15 protein-coding genes and 1 tRNA gene are annotated in these 18,444 nt (G+C 31.4%); 9 read left to right on the forward strand and 7 right to left on the reverse strand.

All coding sequences use genetic code 11. From position 1 onward, the window contains the following. Positions 1-5: 5 nt before the first annotated feature. Genes HNV10_RS12640 through HNV10_RS12655 form a run of 4 tightly spaced genes read left to right on the forward strand, consistent with a single transcriptional unit; the run spans position 6 to position 7,844 of the window. Positions 6-1,817 carry an ATP-dependent nuclease gene (locus tag HNV10_RS12640; RefSeq protein ID WP_173301747.1) on the forward strand — a complete coding sequence of 604 codons (1,812 nt, stop codon included), beginning with the start codon at positions 6-8 and terminating at the stop codon, positions 1,815-1,817. Between the two features lie 24 nt (positions 1,818-1,841). Further along, a complete protein-coding gene (locus tag HNV10_RS12645; protein WP_173301748.1) occupies positions 1,842-3,632 on the forward strand; it encodes a GmrSD restriction endonuclease domain-containing protein in 1,791 nt (596 codons plus the stop codon). 26 nt (positions 3,633-3,658) lie between these two features. Further along, on the forward strand, positions 3,659-4,681 hold the full coding sequence (locus HNV10_RS12650) for a hypothetical protein (protein ID WP_173301749.1): 1,023 nt from the start codon (positions 3,659-3,661) through the stop codon (positions 4,679-4,681). 19 nt (positions 4,682-4,700) lie between these two features. Next, entirely contained in the window at positions 4,701-7,844 is a 3,144-nt protein-coding gene (locus HNV10_RS12655; RefSeq protein ID WP_173301750.1) for a type I restriction endonuclease subunit R, read from the forward strand. A gap of 512 nt (positions 7,845-8,356) precedes the next feature. On the opposite strand, the gene HNV10_RS12660 is transcribed toward HNV10_RS12655, so the two are convergent. Further along, complete coding sequence (locus HNV10_RS12660; protein ID WP_173301751.1) at positions 8,357-9,103, reverse strand: hypothetical protein; 747 nt, start codon at positions 9,101-9,103, stop codon at positions 8,357-8,359. Between the two features lie 249 nt (positions 9,104-9,352). Continuing rightward, a tRNA-Met gene (locus HNV10_RS12665) sits at positions 9,353-9,426 on the reverse strand. Between the two features lie 173 nt (positions 9,427-9,599). Here HNV10_RS12665 and HNV10_RS12670 point away from each other — a divergent pair. Together HNV10_RS12670 and HNV10_RS12675 are read left to right on the forward strand one after the other, a co-directional pair. Further along, positions 9,600-9,992, forward strand: a complete 393-nt coding sequence (locus HNV10_RS12670; RefSeq protein WP_173301752.1) for an START-like domain-containing protein — start codon at positions 9,600-9,602, stop codon at positions 9,990-9,992. 67 nt (positions 9,993-10,059) lie between these two features. Then, a complete protein-coding gene (locus tag HNV10_RS12675) occupies positions 10,060-10,911 on the forward strand; it encodes an aminotransferase class IV (RefSeq protein ID WP_173301753.1) in 852 nt (283 codons plus the stop codon). A gap of 33 nt (positions 10,912-10,944) precedes the next feature. Here the strand turns inward: HNV10_RS12675 and HNV10_RS12680 are convergent, their stop codons facing one another. The 5 genes from HNV10_RS12680 to HNV10_RS12700 all read right to left on the reverse strand — a co-directional run bounded on the left by HNV10_RS12680 (position 10,945) and on the right by HNV10_RS12700 (position 15,638). Further along, entirely contained in the window at positions 10,945-11,499 is a 555-nt protein-coding gene (locus HNV10_RS12680; protein ID WP_173301754.1) for a YqgE/AlgH family protein, read from the reverse strand. Between the two features lie 276 nt (positions 11,500-11,775). After that, a complete protein-coding gene (locus HNV10_RS12685; protein ID WP_020894395.1) occupies positions 11,776-12,048 on the reverse strand; it encodes an HU family DNA-binding protein in 273 nt (90 codons plus the stop codon). Between the two features lie 196 nt (positions 12,049-12,244). Further along, on the reverse strand, positions 12,245-13,204 hold the full coding sequence (gene fmt / locus HNV10_RS12690; protein ID WP_173301755.1) for a methionyl-tRNA formyltransferase: 960 nt from the start codon (positions 13,202-13,204) through the stop codon (positions 12,245-12,247). Next, on the reverse strand, positions 13,201-15,096 hold the full coding sequence (locus tag HNV10_RS12695) for a RecQ family ATP-dependent DNA helicase (RefSeq protein WP_173301756.1): 1,896 nt from the start codon (positions 15,094-15,096) through the stop codon (positions 13,201-13,203). Before HNV10_RS12695 ends, fmt begins: the two co-directional genes overlap by 4 nt. Continuing rightward, positions 15,096-15,638 carry an AAA family ATPase gene (locus HNV10_RS12700; RefSeq protein ID WP_173301757.1) on the reverse strand — a complete coding sequence of 181 codons (543 nt, stop codon included), beginning with the start codon at positions 15,636-15,638 and terminating at the stop codon, positions 15,096-15,098. The genes HNV10_RS12695 and HNV10_RS12700 overlap by 1 nt, the downstream gene beginning before the upstream one ends. Before the next feature lie 213 nt (positions 15,639-15,851). On the opposite strand from HNV10_RS12700, the gene HNV10_RS12705 reads away from it, so the two are divergent. From HNV10_RS12705 to murA, 3 genes are all read left to right on the forward strand, one after another. Beyond that, on the forward strand, positions 15,852-16,145 hold the full coding sequence (locus tag HNV10_RS12705; RefSeq protein WP_173301758.1) for a DUF493 family protein: 294 nt from the start codon (positions 15,852-15,854) through the stop codon (positions 16,143-16,145). Positions 16,146-16,234: 89 nt separating this feature from the next. Beyond that, a complete protein-coding gene (locus HNV10_RS12710; RefSeq protein ID WP_173301759.1) occupies positions 16,235-16,888 on the forward strand; it encodes a DUF4290 domain-containing protein in 654 nt (217 codons plus the stop codon). Positions 16,889-16,894: 6 nt separating this feature from the next. Then, positions 16,895-18,211 (forward strand): UDP-N-acetylglucosamine 1-carboxyvinyltransferase, encoded by a 1,317-nt coding sequence (gene murA, locus HNV10_RS12715; protein WP_173301760.1) that lies wholly within the window; start codon positions 16,895-16,897, stop codon positions 18,209-18,211. Positions 18,212-18,444 lie beyond the last annotated feature (233 nt).

An 18,444-nucleotide genomic window follows, 5' to 3' on the forward strand; every position in this document is an offset into this window, starting at 1 on the left:
AACCTATGTCAGAAATAAGAATCAATGCCATATCAGTTGAAAATTATCGTTCATTTAAGGATAGACAAGAATTTGTATTTCCCGAAGCTAGTTATAAAAAACCAGTTGCTATTGTTGGTTACAATAATTGTGGTAAAACCAACCTTTTAAATGCTATTTTGTATGGATTGCAAGTTAACTTTGTTTCTAAAGACACATTTTCACAAGACGATTTCCATAATAGAAATATGGATAATATTCCTTTTATACAGTTACATGCAACCAGTACTAGAGAAAGAAAATTTGATGGTGATAAGTATGCTTGTTTAACTGGTTACCATCGGTTAAGTATGTTTATTGATGGAGAGGAAATTGAAGGTAGTAAAATTGAATCTTTAAATGGGTTGGCACAAATTCAAGGTTGGGATGGAGCACCTAAAGACGATATAAATTATGAAGCATTTGGAGCAACTAGATATTTCAACATATTTTATATCAATTTCCATAAAATTAAAGAAGAAATAAATACTAATAAAACAAGTTGGGGAAATCTTAGGTCTTTTTTAGCAAAACACATCAAAAAAATTGTGGATTCTGATGTCCCAATGAATGACAAAAAAGCTGTATTTGAAGAAGAAGTACAAGCAAGTACAGATAAGGTTTTAGAAGATTCAGAGTTAAATAGGTTTATAAGTCTTATTAAGAAAAATTATTCAAGCAATCTTCGTAATGATGATTGTTCAGTAAGTTTTGGTCTACCTAATTATCACGATATTTTCTTAAAAATGTTGTTTAAGGTCGGTTTAAATGGAGATGTAGAAAATCAAGTGCCTATTAGTCATTTCGGAGATGGTTATATTTCTATGTTTGTAATGGCTGTGGTTCAGTCTATTTCGGAGTTTAATGACAATGATAAGTGTTTGTTTTTATTTGAAGAACCTGAAAGTTTTCTGCATGAAAATCATCAAGAATATTTTTATAAAACCGTTTTATGTGGTTTAGCAGAGAATGACCATCAAGTCATTTACACAACACATTCTGATAAAATGATTGACCCTTTCGATACTAAAGGGTTAATTAGATTAGAAATTAATGAGAACAATCAAACGGTTAAAAAATACAATAGTCTAGACGACTTTGATGTAATTTCTGAAGATGAAGTGACAGGTGAACCTATTAATTACTCAAAGTACAATGAGTTCATTAAAACCATTGAACCTAATTTAAACAAGATTTTATTTAGTAAAAAAGTCATTTTAGTTGAAGGACCAAATGATGTTTTAGTGTATAAGTATGCTATAAAACAAAAGGTTTTAGAGTTTATAGCTATTGATGATACAATAGGAAATAAAGAAAGGTATGCAGATACTTTTATGAATTTTGAGAATATTGCAATTGTTTGTCATCATGGAAAGGCAACTGCTAATTATTTAATAGAACTATGCAAACATTTTCAAGTCGATTATTTTGTAATTAACGATTGGGATTTTGAAGCAGACGAATTATCTATTGATGCCATTTCAGGTTTTTTAACACTAGACTTATTAAAAGAAGATGCTATCTATACAGAGAGCGATAAAAAAGCAATGATTACTACTAATTATAATCTAATAAAAAATGCAGGTTTAGATAAGATTCATTTTAATATTAAGAAATTAGAAAGTGTCATTGGTTATGATTCTAATGATAAAAGTAGTCTTGCTATTTGGGAGCTACTAAATACAAATGGATTTAGTTTTGATGAAAATTTATTTCCAAAAAGCCTTGAAATATTTTTAGGTTTAAAAGATGATACTCAAGAAGAAGTAGTGGTAGATAATAATGATTTACCTTTTTAAAGTAATTATAAATAAATTAATTAAATGTCTAAATACTCAGTACACCAACAACCAGTAGAAACCTTATTAAGCTGGATAAAATCTGGCGAAATCGCCATACCAGAAATACAACGTCCGTTTGTTTGGAAAAGCGCAAAGGTTAGAGATTTAATAGACTCGTTATACCAAGGCTATCCTGTGGGTTATATTATTACATGGCGAAATCCAGATGTAAAGCTTAAAAATGGGGAACTCTCTGCGGGTAAAAAAGTATTAATAGATGGGCAACAGCGTATCACGGCATTAACGGCTGCTGTAGTTGGGCAACGTGTGTTAAACAAAAACTATAAAGAAATTAATATACGTATTGCGTTTAACCCAATTACCGAAAAGTTTGAGGTGTTAAATAAGGCTTTTGAGAAAAGCCCAGAATGGATTAATAATATCAACCCAATTATTAACGATGAGGTTTCTATAACCAAAGCCATTAGAGCCTATTTAAAATTAAACCCAGAAGCAGACGAAGATTTAATAGAAGATCGTATAGAAAATCTAAAACGTATAAAAACCAAACAAGTGGGTATTATAGAGCTAGATCATTCGTTAGATATAGATACAGTTACAGATATTTTTATTCGCATTAACCAAAAAGGTGTAGTGCTAAGTAATGCAGATTTTGTTATGTCTAAAATAGCATCAGATGAGGTACATGAAGGTAACAAAATGCGTAAACTAGTCGATTACTTTTGCAGGTTATTAGTGGATAAAGACTTTAATAAACACATTATAGATAATGATAAAGAATTTGCGAAGCATGATTATTACAAGGCTTTAAAATGGATGGCAACTGGTAATGACGATTTGTATATACCAGATTATATAGATGTGTTACGTGTAGCTTTTACCTACAAATTTAGTCGAGGTAAGTTTAGCGATTTAGTAGCTTTATTGTCTGGTCGTAATTTTGAAGCTAGAACCTACGAAAATGACATAGCAGAGCGTAGTTACAAAATGCTATCTAATGGTTTAACAGATTTTGTTAATCAAACCAGTTATCAACGTTTTATTATGTTGGTAAAATCTGCAGGATTAATTAATCAAAAATTAATCTCTTCAAAAAACAGTTTAAATTTTTCGTATGCTTTATACTTAAAATTACGTCATCAAGGAATGCCTGAGTCCGAGATTCAACATAACGTAAAACGTTGGTTAATTATGTCATTATTGATTGGCCGTTATTCAGGTTCTTCAGAATCTATGATTGATGAAGATATCAAGCAAATCAATGAAAAAGGAATTGAAGTCTATTTGCATCAAATGGAACAAAATAACTTAGGTAAAAACTTTTGGGAATTTACTTTGGTTAGTCAATTAGAATCTTCTAGCGTTAATAATAATGCTTATAACGTGTATTTAGCTGCGCAATGTTATGGTAATGCACCTGCGTTTTTATCTAAAAGCATGAAAATTAGCAGTCTTATTGAGCAACGAGGTGATGTACATCATATGTTTCCAAAAAAGTATTTGGCGCAAAATGGCTACACACCAAAACAATACAACCAAGTAGCTAATTTTGTGTATACAGAACAAGCTACAAATATTAAGGTTGGTATGCAGACACCTAAAGACTATTTAGCAAAAGTAATAGAGCAGATTCAAGATGGAGTATTTGATGTGAGCACATTAGATGCCAAAGAAGGGTTAAAAGAAAATCTAAAGTTAAATGATGTGCCAGATACTTTGTATATATCAACTCATATAGATTATAATAATTTTCTAGAGGAAAGGCGTAAATTAATGGCGGCTAAAATTAAAAACTATTACGAGCAATTGTAAACTTAATACTATAACTAAATAAAAAAATGAAACAAATTTACCTACTATTATTACTTGCTTTTACAACCCAAATAAAAGCGGAAACAAGCCCAATAAACGTTGCTGACTTAAATTTTAAGATAGCTGCGATGTCTAACCACCATTTGGCTTATGGTTTTGCAGAAGGAGATAAAATACGTATCAGCTACTCTGAAGAGCGTGGTAAAAAACTTAAAAATTTTGAAATAATACAGTATAAGGCATCTAAAATATACTCTGATTTTAATGTTGTAGCTATCAATGAAAAAATAGTAACTATTAAGAAAACGGGTATTTATATTTTTAAATTTGAAAACACTTCTTTGGCAAGACGTATTTGTAATTTTAAAATAGACAGAATACCTGCCTCAGAAGATTTGGTTTCTTTTAATACAACTGTAAAAGAGCGTACGCTTACTGATACAACCTATACAGTTAGGCAAGAGCAGTTTGTTATAAGGGAATCTTTTAAAGTTAAAGATATACATACAAATCAGCATTTTTTTGTAAATAGTGGTTCTAATGCTATGTTTAAAGGTGGTAAATCTAGAGTGTCTTTAGCTTTTAATCTACCAAAAAATACAGTAAAATGGTATTATTCAGTATCTTCCTTTAGAGATAACAGTTTAGTAGAAAGTACTAAGAGTCAGATTGATTTAGTTTCAGACCTAAGTAAGCTAGTAGATAGTACAGGGAGTCTTGGTTTTGCGATAGACCAATTGGCTAATCCGCCTGGTGCAGATTATTGTGATGTGTATTTGTTAGATCAAACTAATATGGCTGCTTTTTTAAAAAAGGCTGCATTCAGACATTTTTCTATTGGCACAAGAGAAAATATTATAGGCGCAAACGTCGAGGTTGGCAGTAAATTTAACGAGCAAATGTATCTAGGTATTAAAAACCCAGATAGTATGCATGGTATTAATGTTTTAATAAGTGTTGCTGCTATTGTTTTAGAACAAGAAATAGGATATAGAAAAGTAAGAGAACCTCATGTTAAATATACCAAAGAATTGTATTTAGAAGATTAAATATTTGTAAATTAATAAGATGCAAAAATTCAACGAAGCAGAATTAGAAAACGTTTTTATAGAGTTATTGGGTAATGAAGGTATTCCACATGTTTTAGGCAATACCATTGCACGCCAACCAGAGGAAGTGCTTATTAAAGCAGATATTAAAAGCTATTTACAAAGTCAATATAAAAGTGAGAACATTACAGATGCCGAAATTAATTCGGTAATCCGTAAACTAAAAGTGTTTAGTGCTTCAGATTTGTACGAGTCTAATAAGCAAATCATAAAACTGGTGTGTAATGGCTTTCAACTAGAGCGCGAAGACCGTTCTAAAAAAGACTTATACATTCATTTAATAAATTATTCAGAACTAGATAATAATACCTATAAAATTGTAAATCAATTAGAAATTTATGGGTACGAAAAACGTATTCCAGATGGTGTTTTATACATCAATGGCTTGCCTTTAGTAGTGTTTGAGTTTAAAACAGCTATTCGTGAAAACACAACCATTCATGATGCTTATGTGCAATTAACAACACGTTATAGACGCGACATTCCAGAACTCTTTAAATACAACGCCTTTTGTATTATAAGCGATGGAGTGAATAGTAAAATGGGATCGTTCTTTTCTAATTACGAGTTTTACTACGCATGGCGAAAAGTAATAGGCATAGATAAAGAAGTAGATGGTATTAATAGCATGTACACTATGATACAAGGTTTGTTTAATAAAAATAGACTGCGTGAGGTGATTCATAATTTTATATACTTTCCAGATAGCAACAAACACGAACTTAAAATAGTATGTCGTTATCCGCAATATTATGCAGCAACTAAGCTTCTTAAAAATATAAAACAACATCAAAAACCAGAAGGAGACGGAAAAGGAGGAACCTACTTTGGAGCAACAGGTTGTGGTAAAAGTTATACCATGTTGTTTTTGTCTCGTTTGTTAATGCGTAGTCCGCATTTTAAAAGTCCAACACTTATTATCATTACAGACCGCACCGATTTAGACGACCAATTGTCTGGGCAGTTCACTAATGCAAAGCAATATATTGGAGATAATAATATAATAAGTGTAGAAAGCAGAAAAGAGCTAAAAAACTTACTAAAAGGTAGAAAGAGTGGCGGAGTATTTTTAACAACCATACACAAATTTACGGAAGACTTAGAGTTGTTAACAGAGCGTACCAATGTAATTTGTATTTCAGACGAAGCACATCGCAGCCAAATAAACCTCGACCAAAAAGTAACAGTTACAGAAGATGGTGTAAAAAAGACCTATGGTTTTGCAAAGTATTTACACGATTCTTTACCAAATGCAACTTATGTTGGGTTTACGGGCACACCAATTGATGCCACTTTAAATGTGTTTGGAGATATTATAGACTCCTATACCATGACAGAGTCTGAAAAAGATGAAATTACAGTGCGTATTGTCTATGAAGGTCGTGCAGCTAAAGTAGTCTTAGAGAACTCCAAATTAGAAGAAATAGAAGCCTATTATAACCAATGTGCAGAAGAAGGAGCCAACGATTATCAAATAGAAGAAAGTAAAAAGGCATCTGCCAATATGAATGCCATTATTGGCGATCCAGACCGATTAAAAGCAGTGGCAGAAGATTTTGTAAAACATTATGAAACTAGAATAGAGGAAGGGGCAACCATAAAAGGGAAAGCTTTATTTGTGTGTAGTTCTAGACCTATTGCGTTTAATCTGTATCAAGAAATTATAGCCTTACGTCCAGAATGGACAGAGGTAAAAGCTTTTGAAGAAGGCTCAACACTTACAGAAAAGGAGAAAAAGGAAATCAAACCTATGGAGCGCATTAAAATGATAATGACGCGTGGTAAAGATGATCCTAAAGCAATGTATGACCTTTTAGGTACAAAAGACGATAGAAAAGAGTTAGACCGACAGTTTAAAAATGAAAAATCGAACTTTAAAATCGCTATTGTGGTCGATATGTGGTTAACAGGTTTTGATGTGCCTTTTCTAGATACCATGTATATAGATAAACCCATTCAGCAACACAACTTAATACAAACCATTTCTAGAGTTAATAGAAAATACAAGTCTAAAGAAAAAGGTTTGGTAGTAGATTATATTGGCTTTAAAAAGCAAATGAATTTAGCGTTAAAACAGTATTCTGCTGTTGATGGTCAGAATTTTGAAGATATTGAAACCTCCATTGTAGTAGTTAAAGACCAATTAGATTTGTTGGCTAGATTATTTCATAAATTTGATGCCTCAGAGTATTTTTCTGGTGAAGGTATTAAGCAATTAGAATGTTTAAATCTAGGAGCAGAGTTTGTACAACGTACAAAAAATATAGAAACACGTTTTATGAATATTGTAAAACGTTTAAAAATGGCTTACGATATTTGTTGTGGTGCTAATGCTTTTACAGAGGAGCAAAAAGACCATATTCACTTTTATTTAGCCATTCGTTCGATCGTTTTTAAACTTACAAAAGGAAATGCACCAGATACCGCACAAATGAATGCAAGAGTGCGCGAAATGATTAAAGAAGCGTTAATAAGTGATGGCGTAGAAGAGATATTTAAACTAGGGGAAGAACAACAAACCGAAATAGATATTTTTGATGAAGCCTATTTAGCAAAAATTGAAAAAATAAAATTACCTAATACTAAGATTAAACTATTGCAGCAGCTACTGTTGAAAGCTATTGATGAGTTAAAGAAAACGAATAAAATGCAAGGGATTGATTTCTCTAAAAAATTCAAGAGTATAGTAGATAAATATAACGAGCGTAGTGAACAAGATATTCTACAAAGCAACGTACTAGAAGATTTTACAGATGAAATCATTGATTTGTATCATGAACTTAGAAAGGAAAAAGAATCGTTTCAAGACATGGGCATCGATTTTGAAGAGAAAGCATTCTATGATATTCTAAAAGCAATTGCGCATAAATACGATTTTGATTATCCCGAAAATAAATTAATACACCTAGCTAAAGAAGTAAAAAAAGTCGTAGATGATAAAGCAAAATATACGGACTGGAACCAACGAGACGATATTAAAGCAGAGTTAAAAGTGGACTTAATAATTCTTTTAGCAGAAAATGATTATCCACCTATTACAAAGGATGAGGTTTTTAAAGAAATCTTTGAACAGGCTGAGAATTTTAAGAAAAACAATCATTAAAGAGCTATTCAACTAACAAAAAAACAAACAATTCACTCGCAAATTCCAACACAATCTAAAAACCCGACTTCAAATTATTTAGTATAAAACATGCAGTGAAGCTAAGTAAGAGTAACTGCAAAGCATATCATGAGTTCTTAAAACAATAAGCACAGACAAATCAATAAAGGAACACACATGAGGAGCAAAAAAGAAAGCCACTAACCAAAATCAAGGAAATCAAGGAAATCAAGGAAATCAAAAATAATCACACCTAATTCCGACACAGTCGGAAGCAACGATTTTCAGAAATAGTGAGCAAGACCTATTGTTAATATATCATATCAAGGATTGGAACACAAATTTTATAAAGTCTTTAAAATAACAATGTATCAGCGAGTGGCGCTTTAGCGATTTCCTAATAAATCGTTTTGACTTTTTGGTTCGTTTTGTGTCAAGACAAAATGAACATATATATATAATGATATAATAAATCGTTTTGAAAATAAAGATTCACAAAAAGAGAATTATTATCAAACCCTAACATCCAATAAACGAACCCCAACCATAGCATTCAACCCATAAACCTCATCATCAATAACCTCATAAAAACGTAAACCAAGTACAGCAATACCAACAAAATCAGTAGCCATAACCGTATCCATGGCAATCTCAAAAGAAGAAGCTGCAGAAGACACCTCTAAAAAATAAGTAGGAGCAACCTTTAAAGAAGATTCTAAAGTATCAAAGTTAAAGTCCAAAATACCTAATGTTAAACTCACATGCGTAGCCGCTTTAGGATACGGATATAATTTAGCACTAAATTCCGTAATACTAAGAACTTGCAAAGGCCAATTAAAATTAGAGTGACAAAGTACTGCATTCAGCATCTTATGTTGAGGTGTAAACTCAAAAGTATGTAACAACTGTCTGCCTTTAGCAGTTTGTAAACCCTCACCAACTCTACGAGAGCCACGTTCAGAAGTCGTATCTAAAGCCTTTATACTCGTAAATAAAGTCATCATACGTGCATGCAACTTAGAATGTTTATAGCCAAGTAAAAAAGGCATCAAGGCCAATCTAAAAGCTTTTTTTACTTTACTACAATGTCCAAATTCACTCGCATTTTCACGTACACGTTGCATATTAGGTTGGTGTCTTATAGCATCACCATTAAAACCGCCTCCAGCATTACGCGCAAACCCAACACCGTTTACAACATAAAAATTAATACCACCAATGGTCCCAGTAAGTTTTAATAGTCCTTTTTGTCGTGCCATAATAATGCTAATATAATGATTTTGAGCAATATAACAAATAGGTATAGCGTGTGTATAGCGTATATGCCTTAGGTGTAATTCGGGTATATCTCGTGTCAACCGCAGAGGTAAAGCGTATCAGAACCAAAGAGATAAGCAGAAAATCAAACAAACCACCTAAATGAAATAGTGTAAAAAAATAAAGAAGTAACCCTTCCTAAGGTATAGTTATAAAAAAACCCAGAACTTCTGTTCTGGGTTTTACTGTTGTAGCGAGAACGAGATTTGAACTCGTGACCTCTGGGTTATGAATCCAACGCTCTAACCAACTGAGCTACCTCGCCATTTTCAATTACTAAGCTTTATTATTTTAGTATAAACCAATGCGTAATTGCGGCTGCAAATATAAAAACAAATTCTTCTATAGCAAACAATAAAAACTAAAAAAAATAATTTTAATTTAATCTTCAATTCTCAGCTATAAAATGTATATATTGAGCAAATAATATTAGTATTTATGGACGATAAAGAAAAATTTGAAATGGAGTTTGTGATACAAGCATCACCAGCCCTACTATACACCTATATATCAACGCCTTCTGGTTTGTCAGAATGGTTTGCGGATAATGTAAACTCAAGAGGCGAAATGTTCACTTTTATTTGGGATGGATCAGAAGAACAAGCCAAATTAATAAATAAAAAAACTGGCGAGCGCGTTAAGTTTAGATGGTTAAGCGATGACGAAGATGGTGCATCGTACTATTTTGAAATCCGTATTCAAGTAGATGAAATCACTAAAGATGTTTCTTTAATGATTACCGATTTTGCGGAAGATGATGAAATTGAAGAAGGAAAAATGCTTTGGACTAATCAGATTTCTAGTCTTAAACAAGTTTTAGGTTCAAGATAGCTCTTAAATAGTTATTCTAATATATCTTTGTCTCGATTTAATTTTAAAACTAAATCGAGATTTTTTTATGGTAAATTATAACGGTTCACTGCTTTCTGAAGCAGATTCTAAACTTACAGTAAATAATAGAGGTTATAAATATGGTGATGCCCTTTTTGAAACCCTAAAAGTAGTTAATAGCAAAATATTTTTTTGGGAAGACCATTACTTTAGATTAATGTCTTCTATGCGAATTCTTAGAATGGATATACCTATGAATTTCACCATGGAATTCTTAGAATCCGAAATATTGAAAACTTTAGATGCTAACAATTTACTACAAGCTTCAGCGCGTGTTAGACTTAATATAGATAGAGGTGAAGGTGGTAAATATTTACCATCAAATGATGCCAAGGTTAATTATAATATTAGTGTTGAGCCGCATGATAATCCTTTTTATACTATTGATTTAGGCGCTAAATATCTTGTGGATTTATATAAAGACTATTTTGTTGCACCAGGATTATTATCTGGTTTAAAAACAAACAATAAAGCCATACAAATTATAGGCAGTATATATGCTAAAGAAAATGACTTTGAAAACTGCTTGGTATTAAATACAAATAAAAGTGTAATAGAAGCTCTAAACGGTAATTTGTTTATTGTTAAAAATAATAAAATTAAAACACCACCATTAGAAGATGGTTGCTTAAAAGGTGTAATGCGAAAACAAATTTTAGAGTTATTATCTAAAGATGTTAACGTTTCCATAGAAGAAGCTTCCATTAGTCCGTTTGAACTTCAAAAAGCAGATGAGTTATTTGTAACCAATGTTATACAAGGCATTGTGCCAATTACAAAGTACCGTAAAAAAGAATTTAGAAACGATTTTGCTCAAGAACTTCTAAAAAAGCTAAATGCAAAGTTGAGGTTGGTTTAAATACTATATTAGTTTAATCTTTCGATTAAAAAATTAATTGTAACTAGGATTCTCAGGTGCATTAGACCAAATACTATAATCACCACCTAGTTCTAGCATTTTATCACGCCAGAAAGAATTACATGGTTTGGAAATTATCTCGTTATTATAAATGTTTTCAGAAACTAGCCAAGCATTAGATTTAAGTTCGTTATCTAATTGCTGTTCGTCCCATCCAGAATAGCCTAAAAAGAATCGAATATCACTATTGTCAATTTCACCTTCGTTTATTAAATTAATAACAACAGAAAAATCACCACCCCAAAAAATGCCATGAGATATTTCTATACTATTTGGTATTAGATCCGGAGATTTATGAATAAAATAAAGATTATCCTGTTCTACAGGACCACCATTATAAATAGGAAATTCAGATTCAGTTCCCTCAATAAGGTCTTTAAGATTAAAGTCTAAAGGTTTGTTTAAAATAAAGCCAACGGAACCCAATGCGTTGTGATCCGCTAATAATATCACAGCACGATTAAATGAAATATCTCCGATAATAGATGGTTCAGCAATGAGTAGATTGCCTTTTTCGGGCTTGTTCATTTTATTATTTCTTTTTTAAAGATTATTAAATCTATGTTTTTTTTGTTAAAAATCCAACTTATTCTTGTTTATTCTAAAATTTAGATTTTAAACCAATTACGCGATACTCTATTTTTTGTGTTGCTATTATTTAAAGATTTAAAATGTTAGAATTCTGGTTTTCTATAATTTATTAAGCCTAGATAAGTGTAATTAGAGTCTTGTTTTTATTTAAATAAGAGTAAAAAAAAGCCTGCTCAACGAGCAGGCTTTTTGTATTTTTTAATAAAAACTGTCTTAGTTTACAGCGCTACTTAAGTCAGAACCTGCCTTAAATTTCACTACATTTTTAGCTTTAATTTTTATAGTTTTACCAGTCTGTGGGTTTCTTCCATCTCTTGCCGCTCTTTTAGAAACTGACCAAGATCCAAATCCTACTAAAGATACTCTGTTACCTTTTTGTAAAGATCCTTCGATATCAACTAATAATGAATCTAATGCTTTTTTTGCTGCTGCTTTAGTAATTCCAGCATTTTCTGCCATTCCGTTGATTAAATCTGTTTTGTTCATAAATATTAATTTTAAATTGTTAAAAATTTGATTCTAATAATAGTGTTGTTAAAATCTGTACACAAAATTATTAGGAATATTAAGCTACGCAAGGAATAGCAAGGGAAAAACGTGTTTTTGTTAATAACTTAGCGCATTTGTTAATAAAGACGATGTGTTTTATCGAATTTTTTGTAAAACCAATGATAATAAGGGTTTACAAGAGTTTTGCTGATTCAGAAAAATTAAAACCATTTAAAAGTGATTTCACTTCCATTTTACGCTTTCCAGGTAACTGAATTTCTAATATATTTATGTAACCGCCTTTGCATGCGACTTTTAACGCATTTTTAGTCACTATTAGTTTTCCTGCTTCAATATTATGTGGTTCTTTAATTTTTTCCACACCATAAATTTTTACTGATAATGGATTTTTTTCGTTGTTTTCTAAAAAACACCACGCTGTTGGAAAAGGGTTTAAACCTCTTATCTTATTATATATAGTGTTAATTGGCATTGACCAATCTATTTTACAATTCTCTCTATTAAGTTTATAGGCTGTTTTTAAATCTTCGGTTTTTGGTTGTATTGTAGTTTCTACAGCATCAGTTTCAATTAGTTTTACAGTTTCTATAACCAATTCGCTTCCTATACGCATTAGGTCATCATGCAAGTCACCAACGGTTGTTTGTTTTCCTATAGTAGTAACTTTACTTTTAATTATCGCTCCAGTATCTATTTTTTCGTCAATAAAAAACGTTGTCACTCCAGTTTTGGTTTCACCATTAATAATAGCCCAATGGATTGGAGCAGCTCCTCTATATTGTGGCAATAAAGATGCATGTAGATTAAATGTACCAAATTCTGGCATTTGCCAAACCACTTTTGGTAACATTCTAAATGCTACAATAATTTGCAAATTAGCATTTAGGGCTTTTAATTCTTCTAGAAATGATTCTGCTTTTAGGTTAGTTGGTTGCAGAATATTCAACTTATGCTCTAAAGCAAATGCTTTTACGGCAGAAGCTCTTAGTTTTTGTCCTCGTCCTGCAGGTCTGTCTGGTGCAGTGATAACGCCAACCACATTATAATTATGTTCAATAAGAGCTCTAAGAGTGGCAACAGCAAAATCTGGTGTGCCCATAAAAACAATCCGTAAATCGTGTTTTTCTGTCATATAAGTGTGTAAGAATTATTTGGTGTTAGTTTTATTTTTTTAAGTTCTATTAATTCTGAAAGACTATCTATCAGTACTTTCTCAGAACATTTAATTTGAAGTAATAATTGTCGCGAAGATAATGGTTCAGCTTTTAATTTATTTAAAATTTGAAGTGAAATCACTTCATTTGATGTTTTATCTAAACTCGAAGCTTTGGCCACACAAACTGAGCATATACCACAAGTTTTGTTAGATTTTTCTCCAAAATAGAGTAGGAGTTGTTGACTTCTGCAAACCGAATTATTCTTAATATAACCTAAGACAGATTCAATTTGTTGATGTTTCAAGGTGTGTTGTTGTTCTATGTTTTTAGCAATTGGATTAATTGTAATATCATCTTCTCGTGGCTTTAAAAATGTGATTTCAGAATCTGTATTTGCAATTTGTAAACTAATTACTTCGTCCTTTTCTAAACGTTGTAACTGAGTAATAACTTGTTTTTCAGATAAATTAGATTTTTTTATTACTAAATTGAGATTCACCTTTGTTTCATAATCAAAAATGCCACCATAGGTTCGTAATAATACTTTAACCAATAAGTTTAAATCGAGATGGGTTTCTAAATATTTAAATAGAACAGCATTTGTTGTGGTAAATTGAATTTTAGTCCTAAAATTAAAATGTTGTGTGAGTGTAATAATAGCATTTCGGTCTAATAATAATAATGCGTTGTAAGTTATACTAGGACTTAATTTATATTGATTACAAAAGGATTTAAAATCGAATTGATGTAACGTATTTTCTCCCTCACCATACGATATCTGGAAATAATTAACCAGTTTATGATATACCGTTTTTACAAATGCAACGGATGGTAAGTTATTTAAAAACTGACTACGCAAATGGTTTTCGTCTATATGCTGTTTTAAAATAATAGCGTGTGCTAATTTGCCATCTCTGCCAGCTCTACCTGCTTCTTGGTAATAACTCTCTAAACTTTCTGGTAGATTAATATGAATAACTGTTTTTACATTAGCTTTATCAATTCCCATTCCAAAAGCGGTAGTGGCTACCATAATATCTATTTGGCCATTTGTCCATTGATACAAACGGTCTTGTTTTTCTTTATTGGTAATACCTCCATGGTAAAAAGTTGAAGAAAATCCTTTAGCTTTTAGATAATTATGAATGTCTATAGTTGCACGTCTGTTTCTAACATAAATTATAGAAGAGCCTTGATATTTGTTTAGTAAGTGTTCTAATTGAAATAATTTATCCTCTGTATGTATAACATCGTAAGCAATATTTGGTCTTGCAAAAGAGGCTTTAAACACTTTAGGATTTATAAAATCTAAATTTTCTAAAATATCATCAATGACGTTATATTTTGCAGTGGCAGTTAAAGCAATACAATTAACGTGCGGATGTAATTGTCGTAAAATTGAAATATTTTTATAAGCTGGTCTAAAATCATTTCCCCATTGACTAATACAATGCGCCTCATCAATAGCAATTAAATTAACTTTCATTTGCTGTATGCGCTCTTGCACTAAAGTTTGTTGTAAGCGTTCTGGAGATAGGTAAAGGAACTTGTAGTTACCGTAAATACAATTGTCTAATTGTGTATCTAAATCTTTATAAGATAAACCAGAAGTGAGAGCTATAGCTTTTATACCTTTTTCTTTTAAGGTATTTACTTGGTCTTTCATTAAAGCAATTAATGGCGAAACCACAATGCATATACCATCTTGAATTAAAGCAGGAATTTGAAAACAAACCGATTTTCCACCTCCAGTTGGCAGTAAGGCAAAGGTGTCTTCTTGGTTTAAAACCGAAGTAATAATCTCTTCTTGTAACGGTCTAAAAGAGGTATGTTGCCAATACCGTTCTAAAACTTCTATAGGATGCATTACTGCAAATTTAAGGACTCTAGAATAAAGTTAGCTCTAGTTTCTACATTTCCGAACGGTACATCAATTAAATGGTAGCCAAAACGTTTGTAAGTATTTAGTAAATGCTGATGTATTTCAATAGCTTCTTCAAAATTTTCGTATCGTTCAGCGTCGCTAGTAAAAATTTCTTGCCATGGTTGTAATATAAAAATAGAATCGTACTGGTGATTTTTACATGCTTCTACAAAATTATTAGGATAAGTATCACCAATAAAATCCATATAGGCTATAACATCAGGTATTCCTCTATCTATAAAAACCACTTCGTTAGTTTCTTTAGTCGCTTCATTAAATTGCTGTATTCTTCCTTCTAAAAGTTTTTCACTAAACAATAAGGGCTCTGTTAAAAAAAGTTGCTCAATACCATCTTTACGTGCTTGTAAGGTTATCTGTCTCGAAATTTCATCGTAGCAAATAAAATTACGCTTTTTTAATTCATTAATAATGGTAGTTTTTCCGGTTCCTGGACCACCTGCGATGACGATTTTTTTTGGATTCAAATTATATTCTAATTTTGAAATAATATAGAGGCTAAAAATAAGGGAATAAATATAGAATATAAAAATACCAACGGCATTTTGACTATAAACTAATTCTGAATTTAATATTTAATTAGTTTTCACCTTAATTTTAAGTTAAAAAAATAATGGAAGACAAAATCTACCTCACATTTTTAAGTTTTAAACGTATCTTTGCAACTGAAAAATTTTATAATGGATAATTCTAATAAAACAGACGAATTTTACAAAAAACTAAAATCGCAATTATACGATACAGCCCTTTGGCCATCAGAATATTTATATAAATTCATTGTGCTTACCAAAGGTACCGGAATTAACCATATTGAAGCACTTTTTGATAATTTAGGAGCTGTAATTACAACTACAGAATCTAAGAATGGAAAATACACCAGTGTTTCTATTAACGTACGAATGAAAAATCCTGAAGCCGTAATTGCTAAGTATAAGGAAGTCGCCAAAAATGTAGAAGGCGTAATTTCTTTATAATTTTTTATTAAGCTTCATATTTTTTTGTACTTTGCAACAAAACCTAGATACTTCAGGTTTTACAACAATTTACTACACACTTTACAATTTTGATTGACGATTTAGAATACAACACAGAGCGCGAGCATTTAATTATACCAGAATATGGACGTCATCTACAGAAGATGATCAATTACGCTAAGTCTCGCGAAACAAAAGAAGAACGTAACAAGTTAGCTAATGCTATAATTTCTGTAATGGGAAATCTGCAGCCTCATTTAAGGGATGTGCCAGATTTTAAGCACAAATTATGGGATCAGTTATTTATAATGGCAGATTTTGATATTGACGTAGATTCGCCCTATGGAGAACCATCAAAAGAAGAAATACAGGCACGTCCTGAGCCACTAAAATATCCGCAAAATCATCCAAAATATCGTTTTTATGGTAATAACATTAAAACTATGATTGATGTTGCTGTAAATTGGGAAGAAGGTGAGCTAAAAGAGGCTTTAACCTATACTATTGCTAACCACATGAAAAAATGTTTCCTTAATTGGAATAAAGACACGGTTGAAGATGATGTAATTTACAGTCATTTATATGAACTTTCTGGTGGTAAAATAAACTTAAAGAATAGTGATGAAGAATTAAGAGATTCTACAAGTTTAATGCGTACCAAATCTAAATATGGTTCAAAAAACAATTCCAATAAAAAGAATAATTCTAAGAAGAAATATTCTAATAACAGAAAACGTTACTAAAAACGGATGAGTACATTTATTATTGAAGGCGGTCACCAATTAAAAGGTAAAATTCAGCCACAAGGAGCAAAAAACGAAGCTTTACAAATCTTATGTGCAGTACTTTTAACTGCTGAAGAAATTCAGATAGACAACATACCAGATATTATTGATGTTAATAAGCTCATTGCTTTATTAAAAAAGTTGGGTGTAAAAATTAATAAATTAGGAAAAGGGTCTTATACCTTTAAAGCCGATGATGTTAATTTAGATTACTTAGAATCGGCTCAATTTAAGGAAGACGGAAAAGGATTAAGAGGTTCTATAATGATTGTTGGTCCATTGTTAGGACGTTTTGGTAGAGGTTATATACCAAAGCCAGGAGGTGATAAAATTGGTCGTCGTCGCTTAGATACCCATTTTCAGGGGTTTATAGATTTAGGAGCTAAATTTCGTTATAACAAAGAAGACTTGTTTTATGGAGTTGAAGCTAAAAAGCTAAAAGGGACATACATGCTTTTAGATGAAGCATCTGTGACTGGTACAGCAAATATTGTTATGGCTGCAGTTTTAGCAGAAGGTACAACAACCATATATAATGCAGCTTGTGAACCTTATTTACAGCAGCTATGTAAGATGTTGAATCGTATGGGAGCTAAAATCTCAGGAGTTGGCTCTAATATGTTAATTATTGAAGGTGTTGAGTCTTTAGGAGGTACAATTCACAGAATGTTACCAGACATGATTGAAATTGGTAGCTGGATTGGTTTGGCTGCAATGACTAAAAGTGAATTAACCATAACAAACGTTAGTTGGGATGATTTAGGGCAAATGCCAAGTGTATTTAGAAAAATCGGAATTACTATTGAGCGTCAAGGCGATAATATTCATATACCTGCTCATGTTGATGGTTACGAGGTTCAAAATTATATTGACGGTTCTATATTAACCGTTTCAGATGCACCTTGGCCAGGATTTACACCAGATTTGTTAAGTATTATTCTAACCGTTTTAACACAGGCTAGAGGAGAGGCTATAGTACATCAAAAAATGTTTGAAAGTCGCTTATTCTTTGTCGATAAGTTAATTGATATGGGAGCAAAAATTATTCTTTGTGATCCTCATAGAGCAACAGTAATTGGTCACGATTTTAAGTCCACATTAAAAGCAACAACCATGACGTCGCCAGATATAAGGGCAGGAGTTTCACTTTTAATTGCAGCATTATCTGCAAAAGGAACCTCTGTGATTCATAATATTGAACAAATAGATCGTGGTTACGAAAACATTGATGAACGTTTAAGAGCTATAGGTGCTAAGATTGAACGAGTAGAAGGAAATTAAAAATTATTATCCATAAATTAGACAATAGGCTTCATTTTTTAATGAGGTCTTTTTTTTTTTACATAAACTCAAAATTATAAGTTTTATGATACTCAGTTATTTTGGTGAAAAACCATTTTTAAATGTTGTTATTTTTGTAATTATGCAATCTGTCGGCTAAATTGTTAATTATAACCTAGTATTTTAAGGTAAAATATCAATTAATCGTATCTTACTAAACAATACTTTGAAAA

The sequence above is a fragment of the Winogradskyella litoriviva genome (genome assembly GCF_013249065.1).
Classification (GTDB): domain Bacteria; phylum Bacteroidota; class Bacteroidia; order Flavobacteriales; family Flavobacteriaceae; genus Winogradskyella; species Winogradskyella litoriviva.

Coding starts and splice junctions, on each gene's coding strand:
- HNV10_RS12685 (WP_020894395.1), bottom strand. CDS start 12,048: ATGAACAAAACAGATTTAATCAACGGAATGGCAGAAAATGCTGGAATT.
- HNV10_RS12695 (WP_173301756.1), bottom strand. CDS start 15,096: ATGCATCCTATAGAAGTTTTAGAACGGTATTGGCAACATACCTCTTTT.
- HNV10_RS12660 (WP_173301751.1), bottom strand. CDS start 9,103: ATGGCACGACAAAAAGGACTATTAAAACTTACTGGGACCATTGGTGGT.
- HNV10_RS12670 (WP_173301752.1), top strand. CDS start 9,600: ATGGACGATAAAGAAAAATTTGAAATGGAGTTTGTGATACAAGCATCA.
- HNV10_RS12645 (WP_173301748.1), top strand. CDS start 1,842: ATGTCTAAATACTCAGTACACCAACAACCAGTAGAAACCTTATTAAGC.
- HNV10_RS12705 (WP_173301758.1), top strand. CDS start 15,852: ATGGATAATTCTAATAAAACAGACGAATTTTACAAAAAACTAAAATCG.
- murA (WP_173301760.1), top strand. CDS start 16,895: ATGAGTACATTTATTATTGAAGGCGGTCACCAATTAAAAGGTAAAATT.
- fmt (WP_173301755.1), bottom strand. CDS start 13,204: ATGACAGAAAAACACGATTTACGGATTGTTTTTATGGGCACACCAGAT.
- HNV10_RS12655 (WP_173301750.1), top strand. CDS start 4,701: ATGCAAAAATTCAACGAAGCAGAATTAGAAAACGTTTTTATAGAGTTA.
- HNV10_RS12640 (WP_173301747.1), top strand. CDS start 6: ATGTCAGAAATAAGAATCAATGCCATATCAGTTGAAAATTATCGTTCA.
- HNV10_RS12680 (WP_173301754.1), bottom strand. CDS start 11,499: ATGAACAAGCCCGAAAAAGGCAATCTACTCATTGCTGAACCATCTATT.
- HNV10_RS12650 (WP_173301749.1), top strand. CDS start 3,659: ATGAAACAAATTTACCTACTATTATTACTTGCTTTTACAACCCAAATA.
- HNV10_RS12675 (WP_173301753.1), top strand. CDS start 10,060: ATGGTAAATTATAACGGTTCACTGCTTTCTGAAGCAGATTCTAAACTT.